Origin of the sequence: Shewanella piezotolerans WP3 (assembly GCF_000014885.1) — a bacterium.
Classification (GTDB): domain Bacteria; phylum Pseudomonadota; class Gammaproteobacteria; order Enterobacterales; family Shewanellaceae; genus Shewanella; species Shewanella piezotolerans.
Window position 1 is genome coordinate 3,792,864 of sequence record NC_011566.1, and the last position, 23,306, is coordinate 3,816,169.

The window sequence follows — 23,306 nt, forward strand, 5'->3', positions numbered from 1 at the left end:
AGCTACTTAGGTCAGGTCACTCCCTCTTTGGCATTCAGGTTGGGTTCATCTTACAAACGCTATATCTATAACCTGAATCTCGATACTTACCCTCCTCCGTATTGGAATGGAGTGTTAGATCTTGAAAGTGATGGACTTAACTCGAATTGGTATAATGACTAATCTAGCGGGATCTTTTAAACTGATTACATCTCAACTCTTTGGTGCTCTTAATGAAAGCTGTTTTACTGTTGATATTAATACCGCTTGCACTATTAGGCTCAACGTCCGCCACTGCTAGCGGCCATTACTTCACTATATCGTCAGTTTCTATGGCGATGGCAGCAATTCATGCTGAAAAATCCCTTAAAGTGGGCAGTTCACAGCAAGCAGCGCAATTAGTTAAAAGCCGCTATTCAGGTAAAATTCTAAAAGTTCAGTCCACACGTGTAAACGGCAACCCAGGCTATCGAGTCAAACTGCTTTCTAAAGATGGAGTCGTTTTTCACGTATCCGTAGATGCCAAAACTGGCAGCATCCGTCGTAATTAGCGACGACTTACAAGGACCGACTATGAGACTTTTACTCGTTGAAGATGATCTCGCACTGCAAAGTAACCTTAAGCAACATTTACTCGCAGCCAACTACACAGTCGATACAGCAGATGACGGTGAAATAGGCCTATTTCAAGGTAAAGAGTACAATTATGATGCAGCGATTATTGATGTTGGACTGCCAAAACTTGATGGTATCGCCCTGATCACCGAGCTTAGAGCACTAACTATTGAGTTTCCAATCCTGATCTTAACTGCTCGTGATAGCTGGCAAGATAAAGTTGAAGGATTAGATGCTGGCGCCGATGATTACCTCACTAAACCCTTTCATCCTGAAGAGTTAGTTGCTCGGCTTAAAGCACTTATACGCCGCTCTGCAGGGAAGGCAAGCCCAGTCATTAATAATGGGCCTTTCTCTCTAAATACCAGCAGTTTAGAGCTAACTAAAAATGGCGAACTAATTAGCTTAAGCGGTTCAGAATACAAGTTGCTTGAATACTTTATGCTGCATATTGGCGAAGTAAAATCAAAAACAGTCCTCACCGAGCATATCTATGATCAAGATTTTGACCTCGACTCCAACGTCATTGAAGTCTTTATTCGCCGCTTACGTAAAAAACTAGATGCGGATAATCAACTTGGACTGATTGAAACACTCCGAGGTCAAGGATACCGTTTAACAAAACTTGCATCACTTAATCAACCTGATAAGCCGTCATAGCATGTTTTCCGTATCGCGCTTAGCAACAGCAATGCATTCACTTAAAGCCCGGCTTATTGTTAGCGCGTTGCTGCTTATCTTGATTTTGATGCCACTCATCGGTTTCGGCCTCAATGATGCGTTTAAGCAGCAAGTAAAGAGTGCTTCGCTAAATGAATTGAAAGCCTATGTTTATGCTGTTTTAGCGGTAACTGAAGTTGATCGAGACGGCATCATCATGCCTGAAGTACTGTTGGAGAACCAGTTTAACGTCATTCAATCTGGACTTTATGCAGTAATTACTACCTCAAAATCACCAGAGAAAACAGCCAAGAATAACGAAGTTTTCGACGCTAAATTTATTGAAAGCCCAGAAAAGACTACCACGAAAGGTAATTTAAATAGGCTCAACCAGACTCAACGCATCGCTTGGCGGTCGAGTTCCCTATTGGGTATTGAATTGCCTAATTCATTACCCACACCAGTAAAAGGACAGGGGCAATTTAGCGAGGTGAAACTCAATGGACAACCGCACTTAATCTACAGTTTTAGTGTCAGTTTCGAACTACCTGCGCTCGATAGTAAAGAGCCCCAACAGTCAAATAATCGCTTTCCAATCACCATCCATATCATTAAAAACCAAACAGAGTTTCAACAACAAGTCAGTCAATTTACGCAACAATTGTGGCGCTGGTTAATGATCCTAATGGGGTTATTACTGGTGATACAGATGGCTTGGCTCTGGTGGACCTTAAAGCCATTATCTAGCTTGGAGACCGAGCTTAGTGCAATCGAAAATGGCAAAGCAAACCAGTTAACCCGCCTGTATCCGACAGAACTTCAAGCTGTGGCGCAGCAACTTAACACCTTACTGAATACCGAACAAAATCAACGCAAACGCTATCGAAATGCACTGTCAGATCTTGCCCACAGCCTCAAAACACCACTAGCAGTCATACAAAGTCAGGTCGATTTAAGTGCTGAATCATTTGAACAAGTCAGTCATATCAATCGGATTATTGGCCACCAATTAAAACGTGCTCAGTCCGCAGCAGGCAGTGCTTGGCACTTAGGTGTGCCCGTTGTTGAAGTGTCCGATAAATTGGTTCGAAACCTGCCCAAAATATATAACCAACCGCCAATAGTTATTGAGCAGGCTGTTAAGCGAGATGCCATTTTTAAGGGTGACCAAGCAGATCTTTCAGAGATATTAGGTAATTTACTCGATAATGCCTGTAAGGCCGCCAAGAGCAAGGTTTTATTGAGTGTGACCTACAACCCTGAATCACTAATAATGCAGGTCGAGGACGATGGCAATGGCATTGATGAGTCGCTGAAAACACAAATATTTGAACGTGGTATTAGAGCCGACTCCTATAAGGTGGGACACGGTATCGGCCTTGCCATCGTGCGAGATTTAGTTGATAGCTACCACGGCCAACTATCCATAGGCAGGTCAGAGTTACTAGGTGGAGCTCGTTTTACTATAAGTTTCAAATACTAGCAATTCCCCCCTACTTCTCAGCTATAGCAAAATACATCCATAATCGATGTGTTTTAGGCTTTCAGCTTATGTTCATCTTCGCCTCTTTATAATCTGCCTATCGTCACTATTCGATAGGAGAGCATATGAACATATTCAAACAATGCTGTTGCTTGTCTCTGGTTATCACTTTGCAGTGGTTAACTCCTGCAAGCACTTACGCTGAAGATTATGAAAGCGCTCAACAGACTCAGCTCAATGAGGGAGAGCTTGCACAGATGTTAGCGCCGATTGCACTGTATCCAGACAGTCTGCTAACACATATATTAATCGCTGCCACCTACCCATTAGAAGTTGTTGAAGCCCAACGTTGGCAACAAAAAAACCAACACCTCAGTACTGAGAAACAAGTCTCGAACGCCGAGAACATGCAATGGGACCCGAGCGTTATCGCATTGGTTGCATTTCCGACCGTATTACAAAAACTCAGTGAAGATCTGCAGTGGACACAATCACTCGGCGATGCTTTCTTACAAGATGAAGCGCAGGTGTTAGCCAGTATTCAATCCCTCCGCCAGCAGGCTGACAACGCCAACAACCTCAATGATATGGAGAACATGCAGGTAACGCGGGTCAATAATCAGATTGTGATTGAACCTGTTAGGAAAGAGATAGTTTACGTGCCCTACTATGACCCTAGAGTCATCTATGGAAGCTGGTATTGGTATAACTATCCGCCAGTATACTGGACGATGTACCCTGGCTATGTGCGACCTAGGTATGGTCATTTTTACTGGCATACAGGCGTCCACATTAGCTTCAACTACTATTTCAGTGCGTTTCACTGGCACAAGCATCATGTCGTGGTAGTGCATCATAAAAACTCGCGTCATTATCGTCATCACGGACGAATTGTGACTAGCCATGGTGCTAAACGCTGGACCCACAAGCCACAACACCGACGGGGAGTCGCCTATAGCAATAACGTTTTAAAGCACAAATACAAGAGTCATAACCCAAGCCGTGCTCACAGCAAATCACTTAGGACTCAAAAACCCTATAAAGTGAATAAAAGCCGTGAAATGCAGTTTGCTAAAAACTTGAAGTTACAGCCCAAAGTACGCAACACGCACTATGGTAACAATAAGGTGGTGAAGAGCCATGAGCGGGTTAAGAGTCATCAACCAGCTAAAAACCAACAGTCAGTTAAGAGCCATCAGCGAGTTAAAAGCCATCAGTCTGCTAAGAGCCAACAACGGGTTAAAAGCCATCAGCGAGTTAACAGCCATCAGTCAGCTAAAAGCCAACAACGGGTTAACAGCCATCAGCGAGTTAACAGTCATCAACCCGTTAAAAGCCATCAGTCAGCTAAAAGCCAACAGCGAATTAACAGCCAACAGTCAGTTAAGAGCCATCAGCGAGTTAACAGTCATCAGCGAGTTAACAGCCATCAGCGAGTTAACAGTCATCAACCACATAAAAGCTACAGACAAACAAAGAGTCACAAGCCAGCCAACAGCCATAAAGGAAGTAATCACAAACAAAGAAGAGACTAGGCAAGATTCACACTCCATAGATACACGCGCATCTATGGAGTCTTTTTAACAAACGATTTTATCTTTCACTGCAAGACTCTATGGTAAGCAACTTATTTTGCAAAAGCTTGAACTGAGATAAGATGTCACTAAAGCGAGGACGCAGTGCTGAATCGGTTTGCAGACAATCATCTACAAACTTACGCAACCTCGACACAATCTCAAATTCTTCATCAAGCTGCGTCAATCGGTTATCCAGCAGATCTTCAATTAAGTAACCCAGTGCCCTCACCTCAACACTCTCCATCGCCTCTTGCTGCAACCCAGGGAGTAGCTTCAAGTTAGAAGAGGCCCCGAAGTCACCAAAAAGCATATCAGCTTGGCTATTAATCATCGTATTGTGGGCATATACATCACCATGACTAACACCATTCTTATGCAAATGAGTCATCGCTGCCGCCATTTGTATCAGCACCAACAAAACATGCTCTAAGGATAGCTCCTGACCGTGAACAAAGGTGTCTCTAGTGCAAGTATCGAGTGAAGGTGGCAGACCAAGATTTGCAAAGGAGCTAGGGATAAGTTCCATCACGAGTCCAAGCTTGCCTGCATCATGAATTTGAGCGACAACTTTAATTAGATTATTTTGTGCGCCAGCCTGTAAGCAGCATGCAAGCTCATCAGACGGATAACCATCACTTGTCACCTCACCTTTAAAAAGCTTCACCGCGATATTAACTGCAGAACCTTTAACTGACTGAGGCTGATTAAGCCACTTAGCACTGTAGATAACGCCAGACGCACCTTGACCTATCACTTGACCTAATTGAATGTCAGCTAAGGGCACCGACGGCATCGGCTCGGCTGGCTGCGCATTGGTTAAGCTTGCTTTATTGTCAGCACTCAATGGATTTCCTGCTATTGCCAACCAAGCAAGCTTTGGTAATTGAAATAACCAATCTGGAAATTGAGTAAACTCATTGGCAGACAAACGAGCGAGCTCTAAATTAGTACAGTTTGCCATGCTGGCAGGCAAAGCACTAAGCTTGTTACCCGCTAACGCGAGCTTTTGTAATCGCGTGAGCGAACCCATATCTTCAGGCAGCGAAGTTATCTGATTATCAGTCAAAATGAGCCAACGGGTCTGCACCGGCAGTGAGCCCGTCGCAACCGTTTTCAGCTTATTGGATTTAAAACTTATCATCTCTAATTGAGGACAAGCTGCTATGATTGCTGGGACTTGTTCAAACTCATTAGCAGTTAAGAACAGCAGCTTTAGTTTAGTTAAACAGGAGAAATTGCTAGGGAGCTGAGAAAGCTTATTCCCAGAAAGGTCTAGCACTTCTAACGTATCGGCAAGCGTAAAAATAGCGTCAGGAAACTCAGTTAACTCCTCTGTTATAGTGAGTCGTTTTATACCTTTTAGTTCACCTGAAGCGAGTTGTGCCAAAGTATGCAAAATCTACTGCCTTTATTATTTATAATCGAAAAATAAAAATGGCGGCAATGGTAATACATCTCCAGTTGATGAGAAAGCTGCGATTAAAACTAAACCAATAATGGATATAGATAGTCCTAACAAATATTTCTAACAAATAGTCCTTACAGATAGCTCTGCTTTAAGCTGATCCATATTTACTTTATAACGTATTGCTTTAGCATGAGTTAAGTCTGCTAAACCCGCTGTTGAGGTTAAGTCATAATGAAAAACAAGCACACAGCTAAAGTTCCGACAAGTCGCCTATCACGATTCTCCTCTTTAGGTGGGTTAGCCTCTCGGTTAGCTGGCAATGTTATCGTTGCTGGTGCTAAAAAACTAACTCAGGGTCAAAAGCCATCGCTCAACGAATTAATGATGACTCCGCAAAATATCACCCACATGACCAATAAACTGGCAGAACTTCGCGGCGCAGCGATGAAGGTGGGGCAAATGTTGTCGATGGACTCAGGAGAACTACTACCTAAAGAGTTAAGTGACATACTCTCTCAACTTCGCTCTGATGCTAAAGCAATGCCTCATAAGCAGTTAATCACCATTCTCAAATCAAATTGGGGCAACGATTGGCTCGACCCTTTTGCACACTTTGAACTATCGCCATTTGCAGCAGCCTCTATTGGACAGGTTCACCTAGCGACATTAAGCACAGGCGAAAAACTGGCTATAAAACTGCAATACCCAGGGATCCGCAGTAGCATTAACAGCGATATTGATAACGTTGCGACCATACTAAAGTTATCTAACCTTATTCCAAGTAACGTACAGTTAGACCAGCTATTAACAGAGGCTAAAAAGCAGTTACATGTTGAAGCCGATTACCATAGTGAACAACTAATGCTGCAGCGTTTTCAATCCTTTATTGAAAATGGACAGATTGCTGGAAATCACTTCTTAATACCGCAAGTTTACCCATCGCTGTGTAATCAGAATATTCTAGTCATGGAGTTTATCGAAGGGCAAAGCATTGAATCAGTAGCAGCACTTGCCCAGCCTATCAGGAATGAAGTGGCGACAAGACTACTTGAGCTATTTTTTAAAGAGCTGTTTTGCTTCAAACTTATGCAAACAGATCCTAACTTTGCCAATTATCAATACCAAAACACGAGTGGAAAATTAGTATTACTCGACTTTGGCGCTAGCCGAACTATACCTGATGCTTTATCGGAGCAATATAGACAGCTCATGTCAGCCTGCATTACCGATGATAGGATAGCAATGGAAAGTGCAGCGCAAAGTATAGGATTCTTCCAAGATTCAATTACCGCAACGCAGAAATCTTTAGTACTTGATATTTTTTATATGGCCTGCGAACCGCTACGATTTGACGGCGAGTATGACTTTAGTCGCAATACCTTAGCCAGTAGGATTAAAGAGGCAGGCATGGCGATGAGCATGCAGAGCAATGAGTGGCATAGCCCACCAGCCGATGCTATTTTTATCCACCGAAAACTAGCAGGCTTGTATTTATTAGCGTCGCGAATAGGCGCTAAAGCCAACGTTAAACAGCTATTTGAAAACCTTTGATTAAAAATCAATTAATAGATAACTCTACTTAGACTGATATTTAATCGTGCGCTCTGTTTTTAAAAGCTCTTGCCCTTGGGTAATCGCCATCACCGCTTTAGATTTAAATTCACGTCGATACAGAGTCACCACTACAAAGACACTCGCAACAATAAGCAGCAGTGGATGGAAAAACCAACAGAGCGCCGCCATGGCAAAATAATAACTTCGCAGCCCGTAATTATAGGAGTGGGCAGCTTGATCTTGTACTACTGCCATCTGCTTAGCATAGCGACGTAAATTTTCATTTAGACCGTCTTTGTCATACGGCGCAGCGCCAATCATCACATTGAGAAAACCATACTGGCGCATCGACCAAGTAAACTGGAAAAAAGCCATTACAAAGATGAAAGTTAATACACCCAGCTTAACCTGCACCAACGCATGATTTGGATCCGCTGCGTACGGAATAGACGCTATGACGGCTTCTAAACGTTCAACTTGAGCAAATAGTGTTAACACACCGGCAAGCACTAGCATGGTTGTGCTAGCGAAAAAGGAGATGTTTCGTTCAAGGTTCGCCAGTAATGCAGCTTCACCGACTCTGATCTCTCGGCTAATTAGCTCGTACATCCAGTGAATACGATGTTGATGCAAACAGCGAGCAATACAGTTAGTCGTTTTAGCCTTGCTTTTAGCAAAACGAGCATAGCCAACCCAGCTAATAATAAAGCTCAAAATCGCTATTATATCTAACACTGAAATAGTCATAACACTCTCAAAGAAATTAGTTGATGTAGAGTTTACATTGGCTTCAAGCTAGGGTTTTAGTTTACTTTCAAGGTCTGAACTGACGATTTTTAAAGCAGCCAATGCGACTTCAGGAGCAATATTGTTGGTTTCGAAAAGAAAAATAAGGTCCACTGCTAACTTTACTTCAGCTGGCGCAGCTGCCAATCCTGATTCATTACTGTCACTCACGTATTTACCCCCCACTAAATTCACTCAATAAATATTATCCAATCTATAGCAGTTCTATTCTAACTGGCTTTGAATTAAAAAACAGGTTGGAAGGAGGATAGAGTCGCAGCTACGTTTAGCTGCTGTTGAGACAACTTAGGGTTGTTAGACAATTTAACAACGAGCTCTACGGCAGAAATATCACTATAATCATTAAAGATGAGCAAGCCTCTTAGCTTGCATAGATCTTTAATAACTAGGGCGTGTTGACCTTTCACGGTTGTTTTTGCCGCAGTTTATTGGCTATTTTGACAAGGCGGAGGCTATGCCGTTTAGTTATTCTCCACAAATAGTCTACAACACAGTAAAAATAGCTAAGAAACGCGGCCCTTCGGGGTCGATTCAATGCTTCTATTACGGTGTTATGAGCTTTTCACTTAGCCAGCTAAGCTTCATCGCTCAGGCCTTGTACTAGAAGCATTGAATTCGAACAAAAATTAAGCTCGAAAGATCAACACGCCCTAGTGTTTCGTTAATACTTCAAGCAATGCTGTCTTTTCGAGTGGTTTATGGAAGAAATAGCCTTGAATACTGTCGACCTCTTTTTCACTGACAAAAGCTAATTGTAGATGGCTTTCGACACCTTCAACCGTAACATCTAAATTCAAAGCCCGACTTAACGCTACCACTGCAGAAACTAAAGCCGCCTGCTTTTTATCGTTAACATCTCTAATGAAGCTTTTGTCTATCTTAATAATATCTACAGGAAATTCACTTAAATAGGATAAAGATGAATAACCCGTACCAAAATCATCAATGGCGATTTTGATCCCAAGCTTTCGCAATTGGCTTAGAGAATTAATTAAATGCACTTGTTCCTTCATCAGCAATGACTCAGTGATTTCCAAGGTTAGTCTATGGAAAGGGAACCCTGTTGAGCAAATTTTAGTTGCTGTTTCAGTTATTGAATTTATCAGGCAGTCTTGTAAATTATGGGACCAAAACTCAAATGTAGAGACATTAATAGACATACCAATATCCAGTTCTAACGCTTGAAATTCTAGTAAGGTTTTCATTGCTTCAACACGTACCCAACGCCCTAACTCAATGATTAAACCACTGGCTTCTGCAGCTGAAATAAACTCGTCAGGTCGGACTAACCGGCCATCATGTCGCCAACGAATGAGTGCTTCGACATGGCGGATTCGATGTTGTTTGGCACACACTATGGGTTGGTAGTGCAATTCAAATGCATCATTTTCAATCGCCAACTTCAGCGCATTCGTTAACTTTGCCGTCCGCTCTGCATCCGATTGCATCTGATCATTAAAAAAGTGAAACTGATTTCGCCCCTGCTCTTTGGCACAGAACAGCGCTTGGTCAGCGCAGTTCAACAGCTGCTCTAAGCTACATGCATCTTGGGGAAAGCGACTAATACCAGCGCTTAATCGAGTAAACACCCGCTGATGAGAATCTAATAAATACTCTTGTGAAATGACTTGATTGAGTTGTTGAACTAACTTTGATAACACCTCTGAGCACACTTCATCAGGAATAATGAGTGCAAACTCATCTCCACCGAGACGCCCCAAAATGTCATTCGGTCCCATGCAGCCTTTAATTCTTTCAGCGACTTGAATAAGGACTTCATCTCCGAGCTTGTGACCTAAGCTGTCATTGATCTGTTTAAAATTATCCAAATCCATCAGGATAAAGCTGAAGCAAGCATTTGGATTCAGTTTTGACATATTGATCTGTTGTTCAATTTTCTCAAACAGATATGGGCGATTAACTAATTGGGTTAACGGATCAAACTTTGCTTGATAATGAATAATTTCAGCAGCTGATTTCTTATCAGTAATATCAGCGAAAATCCAAGCGTAAGAATATTCAGTCTCGCCTGTATCTTTAAATGCAGTAACATTCACATCGGCGCAAAACATAGTATTATCAGCTCGGCGGCCTAATAGCTCACCTTGCCATGTATTACCTGATTTTATCTGCTGAAACAGATGAACCAGTTCTTTCTCTGACGATTCACCAAAGACAAGCTGTGGCGCAAACTCAGAAAGTTCAGATTGAGTGGAACCAAGTGTATTAAAAAATGAAGGATTGGCATCGATTACCGTACCGTTTGCATCGGTAATTAAAATCGCTAACGGCATTTGCTTAAAAATCCCGCCACATAAACGTTGAAATCTAGATGAGCGATCGCGTTCAATAGCTAAACTTGCAAGCAGCGCTGCCTCAGAGATCAGCTCCAAATCATCCAAGCTTGGACTTTTCACCTCGCTGTAATACATCGCAAATGTACCTAATACCCGACCGTCGGCTCCAATAATAGGCTCAGACCAGCAGGACTTTAAACCTACAGATAGTGGTAACTCCCTATAAAGAACCCAGTTATCATGGGTCGCAATATCTTCAACAATAACCCGTTGTCCAAAAAATGCAGCCGCACCGCAGGAGCCCACATTAGGCCCAATTTCAATACCATGAATAGCATTATTATAATGTTCTGAAATATTGGGAGCCGCCGCTTTAAGTAGCCGTTTCCCATCAGCACTGAGTAATAATATTGACCCCTTACTACCGATTTTCTTCTCTTCAATTAGACGTACAATTGCGTGTAGGACGGTTTTTAATGGCGACTCACCGACCAACATAGCTAAGATGGCAGCATAGCGTTTTGCACTAATTGCAGATGTTTTGATAGGGCTAGGATCGTATTCATTCTTGGTACTATGAGCGTTCATTTTTATTAGTATGCTCTACAGATAATTCAAAAATTATGAGTTTATTTTACTCAATAGCTAACATCTTACAATCAGTAAACCGTTACTTCTCCAAAAATCAGATAAAACCCTTTGCATATTGCATACAAAGATATTATGCGTTAATTATTTGTAATAATTCAGGATAGTTAACTAGCCCATTTTGGAGTATTTAACCACATAGTCTCTACGAGGAGTTATTGACTAGCTACAAATGCTAAAAATATTCAAATTAAATAGGAATCGTTCAATCTTTTGGATTGTCGGAGATAACAGCTTTCCCTTCCACATTGGCTTTGGCATAGATATACTCGACCTATATAAACACGAGTCGTCACTATTTAAGGTAAGCCCAAATGGCAAAGATGGATTTCTCAGTAATCAATGACACCACCACTAAATCTTTTAATGAGCAAAAAAACCTTATTAAGCGAGTTTTTAAAGGAAACACCGTACTTTGCCCTGTATGCAAGCAAGCACTAGAGATGAAATTACCGACGAAAGATCAGCAAGAGACAATCTCCGGGATCCGCTGCAAGAAAGGTTGCACAGATATTGAGCTAGATATGGAATTAGTTCTATAAGGTATAAATTCTAGCTTTTGACAGGCTGCTTATGTTTGGTTTTATTTTCAGAGCTAAAAGCAGCCAATGCGTAAAAGACGTTTAACTGTACTAAAATTGATAGGTTATACCCAAGCCAAAGCCACTTGAAGCCATATCAAATATAAAATCATTATCTTTATAATCAACGTCTAAATACCTAAAACTGTATTTTAATGCCCAGTTTTCTGAGAGATCTTGGTTCATGGTTAGGTTCACTCCCCATGAAAAATCTGAGCCTATGCCGAAACCACCGACGTCGGCGCGACTAATAAGGTAAAACCCTTCACTAAAGCTCCACTTATTCTTAATGCCTATTAACGGATCATACCAATCATCGCCAAAGCTTGGCTCTCTATTCAACTCAAAAAAACGAACTTCTAGTGTATTACTGATGTCGATAGCGCGCGCACCAGCATAAACATACCATTGATTGTTCGTTGCATTCGAGAAGCGGTAAGCCGCTACGATATCGAGCATCTTTTGTTTAGCAGTCAGTTCGGCCGAAGCAAAGTCTGTTTTGGTCTCATGTTTGAGCTTCATATAAACTAAGTCTAACCAAAATTGCCAGTCAGCTTTATTCGCTTGAAAGTTAAGCAGTGCAGCGCCATCTAGGTTTTCAAAAATTTCGCTAAAGGACATATCCATATCAACAACAATTGGGATACCGTTTTCGTCGATATAACCAGTTTGACCTTGCTGATTAACAAGCCAAAGGTAGGGAGAGATTTCAAACTCCCAAGTTGCAGCTTTTACACTTTGGCTTACTAATAACAAAGATGCGAATAAGCATGACAATAACCAATTGAAATTTTTCGATTTAGAGATGTGAGGCATAGGCATTCCGTTCCCATTGATTCAGTAAACAATGACAAGCCAATACCAATTTGACCATTCCCAGTTAAATGCGTTCTGGTACGGTGCTTAAGGTTATGAATCATCACTATAAATTAGCTAACAGTAAGCGTAGTTGAAATTCAATGGATTACCTAAAATAGATCTGATTGATTGCAGGAATAACTCAATGCCATTGAGTTATTCAGTGTATGAGCTTCGATAGGCAATCATGTTGTAGACAAAAGTAATTGCGACAAGTTAAGGAGCGCGTTTGACTCTACCGTTAACCGTTACCGCAGTGTTAATACTCAGCAATAGCGAACTTGATACTGAAACCGTTAAAGTGACAAAAATAGCGACTAAAATAACAATTTGATACTTGATCGCGATCAACGGAGCGACACCGCCTAAAATCTGTCCCGTCATCATACCAGGTAAAGTCACTAATCCAGTCGTAGCCATTGAAGCCAAAATAGGGGCAAAAGATTGCTGCATTGCAGTTCTAATAAAGGGCAGCGATGCTTGGTAGCTGCTCGCTCCAAGCGCAAGTGCGCCCTCATATTCAGCCTTCCTATCTTCAAAAGCACCGAACAATCGCTGTAAAGCCACAATATTGCCGCTTAAGCAGTTCCCCAATAACATTCCCGCTGTCGGTATCAAGTATTGAGCACTATATAGAGGTTCTGGAGATAACAGATAGACAATCATCAACCATAATACCGGAAACAAGCCTAAAGACAGCCCAATAAGCACAGGTAAATAGAGAAGTCGTCGAGACAATTTTGCTTTACTTATAATGGCACTTGCGCCAATTAGCAGCATCAAAGTTAACCACAATAGATTAACTGTTAGACTATTTAACTCAAATAAGTATTGCAGGTAGACGCCAACCAAAATGAGTTGAACCAACATACGTATGATCGCATGGAGCATATCTCTATTCAGGCCGAGTTCAAAGTAGCGACTAATTCCAAACGGGATCAGTAAAATAATCATAAAGCCTGCTAACTGCCACCAGCTAATATCCATCACCATTGCTCTTTAACGCTAAATTCGATAACTAGGCAATATAATCATAATTGCTGTGGAAATCTCATTTTTTGCAAGAAACATTCAAAGCAATGACCAGCCTAGACCTCCCCTTGATTAATGGCGTTGGCATTGAAAGTTATCAAATTAAACAATCGATTAACTCAATGATAAAAATACCAAATAGACAGGGAAGTTTGATGACTAAACAAAAGTGGCTCTTTATTTAACACTTGGATTAAACAAAACTTGATCAATATCTAATGATTTCATTTTCCACCTTGATAGACTCAGGCCACTTTTCGTTATTAGAAAACTTGAATATGAAGCAATATCTACGTGAGCGTTTCCTCAAATATGTCGGCTTTAACACTCAGTCTGACGGAGAACATCACAGCGTCCCGAGTACTCATAACCAGTTTGTATTTGCCCAATTCCTGCGACAAGAACTGGTCAGTTTAGGCTTTGATGAAGTACAACTTTCAGATAAGGGCTACTTAACAGCAACGGTTCCAGCAACAATCAACGATGTGCCTTGCATTGGATTTATCGCTCATTTAGATACCGCACCAGATTACAGTAGTGATGGAGTTTCACCGCAGATAATTGAAAACTACAATGGTCAAGCGATAGCTTTGGGTTTAGAAGAGACGTTGTCTCCTGAACAATTTGAAAGCCTGCATCAATATGTTGGGCAAACGCTAATTACGACCGATGGTACAACCTTGCTCGGCGCAGACGATAAAGCGGGAATTACAGAAATTATCACCGCTTTGCATCACTTAATCACTCACCCTGAGATCCCTCACGGTAAAGTTAGACTTTGCTTTACGCCTGATGAAGAGATTGGCCGCGGAGCAGACCACTTTGACGTCGAAAGTTTTGGTGCTAGCTGGGCGTATACTGTCGACGGTGGACAAGTTGGCGAACTCGAATACGAGAACTTCAATGCAGCTACAGCAGTAATAACTGCAATAGGCAATAACTGCCATCCAGGCAGTGCATTCGGCGTCATGATCAACGCTCAAACTATGGCGGCGCGCTTCCATGCAAAAATGCCGTTAAAAGATACCCCTGAGTTTAGTTGCGATTATGATGGATTTTTTCATCTTATAGGGATGGAAGGTGTCACAGAAAAAGCAACGCTCACTTACATTATTCGTGATTTTGATTTAACACTGTTTGAACAAAGAAAACGCTGGTTAGTAGATCTAGTTGAGAAATACAATAGTGAGCTAAAAATAGGTAAGCTTTCTATCGTACTTGACGATTCCTATCTGAATATGAAGCAGCAGATTCTGCCGCACCCACATATTATCGATATTGCTAAACAGGCGATGCACAACTTGGACATCACTCCGATCGTGAAACCAATTAGGGGAGGCACTGACGGCGCACGTCTTTCCTATATGGGACTTCCCTGTCCGAATATCTTCACCGGTGGACATAACTTCCACGGTAAACATGAGTATGTATGTCTTGAGTCTATGGAAAAAGCGACGCTTACCATAATTGAGATAGCGAAATTAACAGCCGCAGAACATGTAAAAATCCAACCCCAACAATAAACGACTTATGCCAGCAAATACATGTCGATTTTTACTCATAAAATCGGCATGTAACTGTCATTCACGCAGCCTTCAATTGATACAAACGACCACATGCAAGCAGTTCATTTATGATAGAAAGGATGTAAATCGACTCTGTTTGCATCTACAATATTTACAACCTATTTAGATAAAAGAAAGCCATTTATGAATGCAGCTATTATCGGCGCTACGGGTTTAATTGGTCAGCAACTGCTGCAAAAGCTGATAGACTCTACTGCCTACAACAAAATTTATATGTTAGGCCGCCGCCAAGCTCGCTATCAGCCCTCTAGTACCACTGAGGTTATATTCATCGCTTGCCATCTAGACCAGCTCACCACACTTTCATTACCCGAAAACATTGATCAAGCTTTTTGCTGCTTGGGTACCACAATCAAACAAGCCGGAAGTCAAGATGCATTCATTGCCGTCGATAGAACAGCCGTAATTGATTTTGTACGCTTATGTCAGGCAAGAGCCAATTTTATCGTGACTGCTCTCGGCGCTAATTCTCAATCAAGCACTTTCTATAACCGAGTGAAAGGAGAGACTGAAGCCGCATTAGAATCAATGTTAACAAGCCATTTGCAGGCAAATAATACGATAGCCAAGCTGGTATTTTTCCAGCCAAGTCTGCTTATTGGTGAACGTACTGAACGGCGTCCGCTCGAATCTTTCGGGCAAACAATTTTTAATCTTATTTCGCCGCTATTTATCGGACCACTGAAACGTTATCAGCCAATTGCGGCTGACAAGGTTGCCGCAGCAATGCTGAACCGAGCTCTCGGTTCACGCCCACGCTCCAATGAATCTAAGCATCAGTCAATAAACACAGCAGAGCCAGGAGTCATTAGGGTAAATAATGAAGATATGCTGTGATTTCCCAAATTAAGGGTATATATCGTTAGAAGATAGATTAGAATGCCTCCTCTTTTTAATTGAACGTCACAACTGCAGATGAAGATAAGTCAGCGCTTAAAATTGATAGAATCGATGGTTATCAACCGCTACGACCATATTTGGGATTGTTGCTGTGATCATGGGCTATTAGGCGCCAAGCTGCTAGATAATCATCGTGCTTTAGTGGTTCACTTTGTTGATGTTGTTCCCGATTTAATGCGCAGTGTTGGCGAGAAGCTTGAACGTTATTACCCCTTAGCCCAAGGCGAGCAGCCACGCTGGCAAGTGCACTGTTTAGATGCCGCCTTATTGCCATTAGCCAGTAAAGATAAAAGTCAGCTGATCATCATTGCCGGAGTGGGTGGCGAGCTGTTAATCAGTCTAGTAAACGCTATCTTAGCTGCTCACCCACAACACAAGCTTGAGTTCATTTTATGCCCAGTCCAGCATACTTTTGAAGTACGCAAGGCACTCTCACAGCTAAACCTAGGTCTAATCGATGAAAACTTACTGGAAGAAAATAGTCGTTTCTATGAAGTGTTGCATGTATCAACATTCTCTCAGCAGCAAGTGTCGCTGGTAGGTAACAAAATGTGGGATTTAACTCGCTCGCTCGATCAGCGCTATCTGCAGAAAACGTTATCTCATTATCAACGTATTGAAGCGGGCTTACAGTGCAAACCTATAAACTCCCAAAGCGATGTTTCGGCAAAAGACGTATCAAGGATCATTAAGTCATATCAAGCATTAACAACCTTAAGAAATAAGTTTTGAGGATAAGCGGCAAACTATAGACTAGTTAGCTTTTACACCAATAGCTCAACATCCATCAATGGTATCGAGTACAATCGGCAGCCAACCGCTTTTGAAACCGTTAATAGCACAATCTGGTTATCGACAAACAATAGGCCTATTTATATTATGCAGCTTTTAAGATCGACCATCCATCCTGAACTTAGCACTCTTGAGGGCAATCGATTACACCGCCAAGCCGCTCGTGGTATTATCCTAGATGGCGAAAATATTCTGATGTTATACACAGAGCGCTACCATGATTACAGTATTCCAGGTGGTGGCGTAGATGAAGGAGAAGATCTACGTCAGGGATTAGTCAGAGAGCTAGAGGAGGAAACAGGTGCTAAGCATATTGATGTCATCTGTGAGTTTGGTCTTTATGAAGAGTTTAGGCCTTGGTACAAGGATGGCTTTGACTTAGTGCAAATGGAGTCATTCTGTTATGTATGCACCATTCACCCTGAACTTGGCGAAACTAGGCTTGAAGAACATGAAATCCAAAATGGGATGCGCCCTTTATGGATCAATATCCATCAAGCCATTGCTCATAACGAGCACACTATAGCCAATAGTCCTAAAAAAGGAATGTCGATTGATCGTGAAACCTATTTGCTTAAACGCATAGTAAAAAAGCTGCTATAAACTCTGGTTAGGCTCGCAGCTAGGCTATTGTGATTCCTTCACCATAATAGCCAACTCCAATCGTTTTATCTCTCGCTGCAGAGCATTACGATTAACCTCGTTAAAGGTCCACATCTTGATCGCTATCTGCATCATACTGCTTAGTAATAAGGTCACTCCCCAGCGGATCAGCTCAGGCAAACTTTCGACCACAAAAAAGAACTGATAGCCTGACCATAACATTAGAGCACTTAATAACACGGCAATAATACTCATTAACACCATCCAGCCACCAAGCCGCCCCTTATAAGCATCTCCTAGCATCGCGAATAAGGATGCATCTGGAGTTTGTTGTCGACTCAACAGAGCCTTCTCTTTAGCTAATTCTTCACGAATCTTTTTATCAATATCCATAACTAACCCTCCTGCTCCAAATGCTGTTTAAATAGTTTTCTTGCTCTGAATAATCGTGATTTAACTGTACCTTTAGGGATCTCCAATATTCTGGCTATTTCAGCAATGCTCTGCTCCTCTAAATAGAATAAGTGTAATACTTGCCCTTCAAGCGGCGGCAGTTTTGAAAGCCCGTGCTTTAACCCTTCTATGGCTTCATCAGGCTTTGTTTCGAGCACCTCACACTTATGAGCATCCACGTCTGATAGGCTTTGGTACCGATTTTGTAATTTCAAATGATCCAGCACCTGCCAACGTACCAATTTAAACACCCATGCATTAATGGTTGCAGGATCCTCGAGCTTATAAATCGTTTTCGACAGCTTTAACAGTGCATCTTGAACCGCATCTTGTGCCAATGCTGAGTCACCTGCGACCTTGGCAGCAAAACCTATCGCACTGGGATAAAAGTGTTGGCACAAAGCCGAGAACGCCTGTTTATCTCCCGCTTGAGCTTCTAATACCCATAACTCAATTTGCGCTTGCTGCATAGGTTCTATATCACTCCACTTCCCATTTAAACTAAAGACGACTGGCAAGTATAAAAGGTTCATCAGAAATGAAAAAAGGGAGCAAATGCTCCCTTTTCATTGGTAAAATATTAGAAATAAACGAATAAGTTGATGATCATTGCATTGATAATATCAATAAAGAATCCACACACTAACGGCACTATAATAAACGCTCTATGCGCCGCACCGTATTGCTGCGTCACAGCAGTCATATTAACAATTGCGGTTGCAGTTGAACCGAGAGTGACGCCGCCAAAACCTGAACAGATTACCGCAGCTTCATAATCTTTGCCCATTAAGCGAAACACGACAAAAATAGTAAACACTACCGAAAGCAGGACTTGCAGGGTCATGATCACTGATATGTATAGTAAACTACCTTCAAGTTCCCAGATTTTCAGGCTCATCAGTGCCATGGTTAAAAACATTCCAAGGCAAATATCTTGAATTAGAGATAAACCTCGAGACGCATCTTCGATATACGTTCTGTCTTTTTTCTTACGACGATTTATTATTGCTCGCCCTAAATTACCAATGATTATCCCCGCCAGTAAACAAGCCACAAACATAGGTAGTTTCAGACCCGCTTCTTGCATAGCTAGATCAATAAAGTAGCCAATAATCAGTGTCACGTTAAGCCATAACCAAGCGCGTAATACGCCGAAGTAATCAACCTTCATATGTGAAGTGTTGTTTTGATGGCTGGTACCAATATCAAGCTCTTCGTTAGTGTTGGCTTTAACCTGATGACGCTTCATCAAGTAAGCTGCGATTGGACCACCAATCACACAGGCAGATATGAGCCCTAAAGTGTTTGATGCGATGCCCAGTTCGCTGGCGTTAGTTATCCCCAACTCTTCAACAAAAGTCGGTGTCCATGCCATCGCAGTGCCGACGCCACCAATAAGTGAAATAGACCCCGACATCAGACCGGCTTTCGGGTCTAGCCCAAATAATGTGGCAACAGTCACTCCTGTAAAATTCTGCAAAAATATAAACACACTCGCCAGCACAATGAGGATCAGTAACGGCTTACCTCCTTTAAGTAAGGTGGCAAAATCAGCTTTCAAACCAATCCCTGCAAAAAAATAGAGTAGTAAGGTATCTCTTACCGCGAGGTTGAACTCAATTTGAATATCAAATGCGTAATACAAAACACCAACGGCCGCGGCACAAGCAAAACCTCCGACAACAGGCTCTGGAATGCTGTATTTACGCAGCAATTCATAACGAGAGATAATCCCTTTGCCAATAAACAACGCTATGATGGCAAGTGTGAAAGACACAAAATCTTTGATCTCTACTAACTGTGGTTCCATAAAAATTGTTATCTCCAAAAATGCTTAGATAAAAACTCAATACGATCATTCGATATAGCGCAGAAGCGCAGTAAAAGGTTAAATAGATGTTATCAATACTGAAGTTAACAGGTTTTAACTAATCCGCAATAGCGACGCTGTGGATTTATCAAAGACGAATCAAGTCGCTTATCTCTCTTAACGAATTCGAATAGGCCAAGATTAGCGATACAGAAAACTTTAACAACGGCTAGTTTCAACCAAGTTAATCTGTTTAGAGTAATACCAATTGCATTAAGTATTTGGCCAGTTCAGAACCCCTCAGTCTTTTCAATTCAAAGCGCATCGGTAAAGAAATGGTTATTCCCTTTTAAGCCAATGCAAAGCAGAAGTGGAAAGACTGAGGGGCTCACGTAGTGCGGGTTTCGAAACGCTGTATGCTTCGCTATGGGATTTGGATATAGAATAACTATTAGCTCAAATCCCGCTACTTGCCTACAGCGTTTTGAATTCCCGCTGAATGGTCAAACTTTTAATGCAATTGGTATAACCAACTGCTCGTCTGTAGGTTATTTGATATGGCAATAAAAAACGGCCAATCGGCCGTTTTATCTTAAACTCTATTTTTCAGGTTGAGGCGGATAGCTTTGTAACAATGCACCAATCGCAGTGTTAACAACTTCAACGCGCTCTTCAGGCGTATCTTTATCTCGCACAGTATCAGCTACCGAACCGCGCCACATCAACTTGCCTGACTTGGTATCGACCAAATCAACAATCAATGTCCCAACTTCATATTCGCGCACTGTAGTTTGAGTATGGCCCATCCCCATTCCTCTACCCCAGCCTGCGCCATAATATGGGTTGTAACCATAGTTACTATTAAAGGTATCGACGTTAATTTTCTTATCGACTTTAGTCAGGTAGTTTACTAATACATCCGCTTTGTCTGCAGCAACTAAACTTAACCCCTTAAGTTGCAGCTGGTCATTAACCGCTGCACGTATACGTTGATCCATTAATCCATCAAGATGGTATGCCGCTTTATCAGTCTTTTTTTCAACCCAAGCATAGGTTTTAACATCTGCGAAATTCACTCCTGGATCATAATCAGAGCTTGTCTTAAGTGAACTACAAGCACTAAGTGCTAATGCAGCAATAATAACTAATATCTTTTTCATCTTCTCTCCACCATGCCAACGGCATTCAGACACTGTTTTAAATAAGCTTACATAGCAATCTATTAATCTACAACTCAATTTTAGTAAATCAGCTTCTGGTTCAGCTTGACTTAAGTAAGTAAGTTAATGATAATGATTATCAATTACTATTTGATAGGCTTTTTATTATGCTTTGGTTCATTGTCGCGATTATTGCTGCCAGTATTATGTTTTTCTTTACGCCAGAAAAAGCGGTTCAACATGCTGACAATAGCCCCTCTTTCTTTAATAAGCTAAGCCAACATTCACTGCTATTGTTACCCATTACTGTTCTAACTTGGCTGATTGTAGCTATCATTAGTGCTCCTATCACCCCCTTTGCTGGCACTGCTGTCGGATTTGTACTCACTTCTTGCGCAGTCGCTTTACCTCAGTTGCACAGATACCTTGCTGTGATAGCAAGCTTAACCTTTGCAGCATTACTAATAGAGCTTTCGTTATATCTCTAGCCTTTGTTAGTTCGCCAATGGCATTAGCTATTGGCGAAAGAAGATATCCACTCATTTGACTCCCGCTTCAACTGCATCTTTGTTAAACTACGCTTATCAGTAATTCATCAATAATATTTATGAAATCCGATCCGAACGTCTCATTAGTCTACAGCACCGATATTGGCAGAATCACCGAAGAAAAAGCGACTCAAAGTGCCCCTACTGGTGATGGCATTGTCAGAATACATAAAGACAGCAAAGGCCGAAAAGGAAAAGGTGTGTCGGTAATAAAGGGGTTAGGCCTTGCAGAAAAAGAGCTTAAAGCCCTGGCACAAAAACTAAAGAAACAGTGCGGCTGTGGCGGTACTGTCAAAGACTTTTGTATTGAAGTGCAAACAGATAATAGAGAGCAACTTAAAACGCTACTCGAAAAGTTAGGTTACACAGTAAAGCTTGCTGGCGGCTAACCACTAAGGACGTTTTATGGATAGCTTGGAAAATCAATTCCTTATCGCAATGCCCTCTTTGAATGATACTTTTTTCGAACGCTCATTGATCTATATCTGTGAACATAATGAAAAAGGCGCTATGGGGATTATGATTAACCGCCCTAGCGGCATCATCGTCGATGAACTGTTACAACAGATGGAACTAGCGGAAGAGCCTCAACCTGTAACCTCACTCGGTAGAGAAGTACTCGTCGGTGGGCCTGTTAATCCTGAGCGCGGTTTTGTGCTGCATACCAATCAAGATTGCTGGAGCAATAGCGATCCCATTACCGACTCGCTGATGTTAACCACTTCCCAAGATATTCTTAGTTGTTTAGGTTCTGATAAAGCACCCGATAAATTTCTTATCGCGCTAGGTTATGCCGGCTGGACAAGGGGTCAACTAGAGCAAGAGATAGCGGATAACTCTTGGTTATCAGTTCCAGCAACAGTAGAGCTGCTATTTGATATTGAACATGAGGAGCGCTGGCAACTAGCAGCAGAGTCGCTCGGCTTTGATATCTGGCAACTGTCCAACTTGGCAGGACACGCCTAGTAGTAGCCAAACTCTGGAGTGAAAAATGAGTTCAAAAACGGTATTAGGTTTTGATTACGGTACAAAAAGTATTGGTATCGCAATTGGCCAACAACTGACCGCAAGCGCACGACCATTATTGTCGATAAAAGCGGTGGACGGTATCCCTAAGTGGGAAGAGATTGGAGCAATTATAACGGAATGGAAACCCGACTTAATTGTTGTGGGCTTGCCTCTCAATATGGATGGCACTGAACAAGACATTACACTGAGGGCCAAAAAGTTCGGTAACAGGCTAAATGGCCGCTTCGGTGTCAAAGTGGTTACTCAGGATGAGCGCTTAACAACTGCTGATGCTAAAGCACGACTTTTTGAGATGGGCGGCTATAAAGCATTAACCAAAGGCCAAGTCGATGCAATGTCTGCAGTATTGATTATTGAAAGCTACTTTGAAAATCAATATGACTAAGCCCTATAACCCACAAACAAAAAGCAGCTTAATCGCTGCTTTTTTGCTTTAAAAACATGACAAAAAATTGAGATTAATCTTTTGAGTTTGCTTCTTCTTTCTCTTTCTCTTCTTCCTCAAGCTGTTTAATCAACAGCTCTAATCGCAGCTTTTCTAACTCTGCATTGCTGGCGATTTTTGCCTCCCACTCAGGTTCTCCTTCTAATGCCTTTGCCTCCGAATAGGCACTATAAGACAACGCTGATAAAGCAGACACGCAAAATATAAAACTAACTGATGTGATGTTTTTCATTATTACTTCCTTGTAGTTTAGATTTAGAGTGACATCCTGCTACTCTTTAATTTTGATTACTTATTGAACATATCAGAATGTCTAAGATTTACAAGCCTGAAATAATACCAATCAGTATAAAGATTTGATCGCTCAGCGAGAGTTTAGCGACCTTTGAGGTAAGGCAATGTATGAAGAACATAGTTATTCTACATTCAAGTTCATTAACGCAGCATCAAAGCCGCTAAAACTCGACTGTAAGGAGTGTTT

At 41.7% G+C, this 23,306-nt stretch carries 26 protein-coding genes; 15 read left to right on the forward strand and 11 right to left on the reverse strand.

Annotation, left to right across the window (positions count from 1 at the left end):
- Positions 1 to 212: 212 nt before the first annotated feature.
- From SWP_RS15955 to SWP_RS15970, 4 genes are all read left to right on the forward strand, one after another.
- On the forward strand, positions 213 to 530 hold the full coding sequence (locus SWP_RS15955) for a PepSY domain-containing protein (RefSeq protein ID WP_044555994.1): 318 nt from the start codon (positions 213 to 215) through the stop codon (positions 528 to 530).
- 22 nt (positions 531 to 552) lie between these two features.
- Positions 553 to 1,254: a response regulator transcription factor gene (locus SWP_RS15960; protein ID WP_020913610.1), complete on the forward strand. Its 702-nt coding sequence runs from the start codon at positions 553 to 555 to the stop codon at positions 1,252 to 1,254.
- A gap of 31 nt (positions 1,255 to 1,285) precedes the next feature.
- Entirely contained in the window at positions 1,286 to 2,737 is a 1,452-nt protein-coding gene (locus SWP_RS15965; protein WP_228371074.1) for an ATP-binding protein, read from the forward strand.
- A gap of 125 nt (positions 2,738 to 2,862) precedes the next feature.
- Positions 2,863 to 4,272 (forward strand): DUF3300 domain-containing protein, encoded by a 1,410-nt coding sequence (locus tag SWP_RS15970; RefSeq protein ID WP_020913612.1) that lies wholly within the window; start codon positions 2,863 to 2,865, stop codon positions 4,270 to 4,272.
- A gap of 58 nt (positions 4,273 to 4,330) precedes the next feature.
- Here the strand turns inward: SWP_RS15970 and SWP_RS15975 are convergent, their stop codons facing one another.
- Complete coding sequence (locus SWP_RS15975) at positions 4,331 to 5,710, reverse strand: leucine-rich repeat-containing protein kinase family protein (RefSeq protein ID WP_020913613.1); 1,380 nt, start codon at positions 5,708 to 5,710, stop codon at positions 4,331 to 4,333.
- 243 nt (positions 5,711 to 5,953) lie between these two features.
- On the opposite strand from SWP_RS15975, the gene SWP_RS15980 reads away from it, so the two are divergent.
- Positions 5,954 to 7,273 carry an ABC1 kinase family protein gene (locus SWP_RS15980; protein WP_020913616.1) on the forward strand — a complete coding sequence of 440 codons (1,320 nt, stop codon included), beginning with the start codon at positions 5,954 to 5,956 and terminating at the stop codon, positions 7,271 to 7,273.
- A 24-nt stretch (positions 7,274 to 7,297) separates the two neighbouring features.
- Here the strand turns inward: SWP_RS15980 and SWP_RS15985 are convergent, their stop codons facing one another.
- Positions 7,298 to 8,023 (reverse strand): DUF599 domain-containing protein, encoded by a 726-nt coding sequence (locus tag SWP_RS15985; RefSeq protein WP_020913617.1) that lies wholly within the window; start codon positions 8,021 to 8,023, stop codon positions 7,298 to 7,300.
- 48 nt (positions 8,024 to 8,071) lie between these two features.
- Complete coding sequence (gene rsmS / locus SWP_RS15990; RefSeq protein ID WP_044556487.1) at positions 8,072 to 8,233, reverse strand: pleiotropic regulatory protein RsmS; 162 nt, start codon at positions 8,231 to 8,233, stop codon at positions 8,072 to 8,074.
- A 304-nt stretch (positions 8,234 to 8,537) separates the two neighbouring features.
- Here rsmS and SWP_RS24230 point away from each other — a divergent pair, with 304 nt between their 5' ends.
- The gene (locus SWP_RS24230) at positions 8,538 to 8,687 is read left to right on the forward strand and encodes a hypothetical protein (protein WP_187148507.1); all 150 of its coding nucleotides are present in this window, start codon (positions 8,538 to 8,540) and stop codon (positions 8,685 to 8,687) included.
- A 46-nt stretch (positions 8,688 to 8,733) separates the two neighbouring features.
- On the opposite strand, the gene SWP_RS15995 is transcribed toward SWP_RS24230, so the two are convergent.
- Complete coding sequence (locus SWP_RS15995) at positions 8,734 to 10,968, reverse strand: sensor domain-containing phosphodiesterase (protein ID WP_020913620.1); 2,235 nt, start codon at positions 10,966 to 10,968, stop codon at positions 8,734 to 8,736.
- 374 nt (positions 10,969 to 11,342) lie between these two features.
- Here SWP_RS15995 and SWP_RS16000 point away from each other — a divergent pair, with 374 nt between their 5' ends.
- Positions 11,343 to 11,570: a hypothetical protein gene (locus SWP_RS16000; RefSeq protein WP_020913621.1), complete on the forward strand. Its 228-nt coding sequence runs from the start codon at positions 11,343 to 11,345 to the stop codon at positions 11,568 to 11,570.
- Between the two features lie 90 nt (positions 11,571 to 11,660).
- On the opposite strand, the gene SWP_RS16005 is transcribed toward SWP_RS16000, so the two are convergent.
- The gene (locus SWP_RS16005; protein ID WP_020913622.1) at positions 11,661 to 12,431 is read right to left on the reverse strand and encodes a hypothetical protein; all 771 of its coding nucleotides are present in this window, start codon (positions 12,429 to 12,431) and stop codon (positions 11,661 to 11,663) included.
- A 252-nt stretch (positions 12,432 to 12,683) separates the two neighbouring features.
- On the reverse strand, positions 12,684 to 13,454 hold the full coding sequence (locus tag SWP_RS16010; RefSeq protein WP_020913623.1) for an ABC transporter permease: 771 nt from the start codon (positions 13,452 to 13,454) through the stop codon (positions 12,684 to 12,686).
- A 323-nt stretch (positions 13,455 to 13,777) separates the two neighbouring features.
- Between SWP_RS16010 and pepT the strand changes: the two genes are divergently transcribed.
- From pepT to SWP_RS16030, 4 genes are all read left to right on the forward strand, one after another.
- Complete coding sequence (gene pepT / locus SWP_RS16015) at positions 13,778 to 15,022, forward strand: peptidase T (RefSeq protein ID WP_044555996.1); 1,245 nt, start codon at positions 13,778 to 13,780, stop codon at positions 15,020 to 15,022.
- 186 nt (positions 15,023 to 15,208) lie between these two features.
- Complete coding sequence (locus tag SWP_RS16020) at positions 15,209 to 15,922, forward strand: Rossmann-fold NAD(P)-binding domain-containing protein (protein WP_020913626.1); 714 nt, start codon at positions 15,209 to 15,211, stop codon at positions 15,920 to 15,922.
- Positions 15,923 to 16,000: 78 nt separating this feature from the next.
- Entirely contained in the window at positions 16,001 to 16,717 is a 717-nt protein-coding gene (locus SWP_RS16025; RefSeq protein WP_044555997.1) for a tRNA (adenine(22)-N(1))-methyltransferase, read from the forward strand.
- Positions 16,718 to 16,864: 147 nt separating this feature from the next.
- Positions 16,865 to 17,380, forward strand: a complete 516-nt coding sequence (locus tag SWP_RS16030) for an NUDIX hydrolase (protein WP_020913630.1) — start codon at positions 16,865 to 16,867, stop codon at positions 17,378 to 17,380.
- Between the two features lie 24 nt (positions 17,381 to 17,404).
- Here SWP_RS16030 and SWP_RS16035 read toward each other — a convergent pair whose 3' ends face one another.
- The 4 genes from SWP_RS16035 to SWP_RS16050 all read right to left on the reverse strand — a co-directional run bounded on the left by SWP_RS16035 (position 17,405) and on the right by SWP_RS16050 (position 20,803).
- Positions 17,405 to 17,773, reverse strand: a complete 369-nt coding sequence (locus tag SWP_RS16035) for a DUF6768 family protein (RefSeq protein ID WP_020913631.1) — start codon at positions 17,771 to 17,773, stop codon at positions 17,405 to 17,407.
- Between the two features lie 2 nt (positions 17,774 to 17,775).
- A complete protein-coding gene (locus SWP_RS16040; RefSeq protein ID WP_187148508.1) occupies positions 17,776 to 18,303 on the reverse strand; it encodes an RNA polymerase sigma factor in 528 nt (175 codons plus the stop codon).
- A gap of 110 nt (positions 18,304 to 18,413) precedes the next feature.
- Positions 18,414 to 19,643 (reverse strand): sodium/glutamate symporter, encoded by a 1,230-nt coding sequence (gltS, locus tag SWP_RS16045; protein WP_020913633.1) that lies wholly within the window; start codon positions 19,641 to 19,643, stop codon positions 18,414 to 18,416.
- A 599-nt stretch (positions 19,644 to 20,242) separates the two neighbouring features.
- Entirely contained in the window at positions 20,243 to 20,803 is a 561-nt protein-coding gene (locus tag SWP_RS16050) for a DUF4136 domain-containing protein (RefSeq protein ID WP_020913634.1), read from the reverse strand.
- 167 nt (positions 20,804 to 20,970) lie between these two features.
- Here SWP_RS16050 and SWP_RS16055 point away from each other — a divergent pair, with 167 nt between their 5' ends.
- The 4 genes from SWP_RS16055 to ruvX all read left to right on the forward strand — a co-directional run bounded on the left by SWP_RS16055 (position 20,971) and on the right by ruvX (position 22,765).
- On the forward strand, positions 20,971 to 21,291 hold the full coding sequence (locus SWP_RS16055; RefSeq protein ID WP_020913635.1) for a hypothetical protein: 321 nt from the start codon (positions 20,971 to 20,973) through the stop codon (positions 21,289 to 21,291).
- 119 nt (positions 21,292 to 21,410) lie between these two features.
- Positions 21,411 to 21,740: a stress response translation initiation inhibitor YciH gene (gene yciH, locus SWP_RS16060; protein WP_020913636.1), complete on the forward strand. Its 330-nt coding sequence runs from the start codon at positions 21,411 to 21,413 to the stop codon at positions 21,738 to 21,740.
- Between the two features lie 16 nt (positions 21,741 to 21,756).
- Positions 21,757 to 22,317, forward strand: a complete 561-nt coding sequence (locus SWP_RS16065; protein ID WP_020913637.1) for a YqgE/AlgH family protein — start codon at positions 21,757 to 21,759, stop codon at positions 22,315 to 22,317.
- Between the two features lie 25 nt (positions 22,318 to 22,342).
- Complete coding sequence (gene ruvX / locus SWP_RS16070) at positions 22,343 to 22,765, forward strand: Holliday junction resolvase RuvX (RefSeq protein WP_020913638.1); 423 nt, start codon at positions 22,343 to 22,345, stop codon at positions 22,763 to 22,765.
- Between the two features lie 73 nt (positions 22,766 to 22,838).
- Here the strand turns inward: ruvX and SWP_RS16075 are convergent, their stop codons facing one another.
- The gene (locus tag SWP_RS16075) at positions 22,839 to 23,057 is read right to left on the reverse strand and encodes a hypothetical protein (RefSeq protein WP_020913639.1); all 219 of its coding nucleotides are present in this window, start codon (positions 23,055 to 23,057) and stop codon (positions 22,839 to 22,841) included.
- Positions 23,058 to 23,306: the final 249 nt, after the last annotated feature.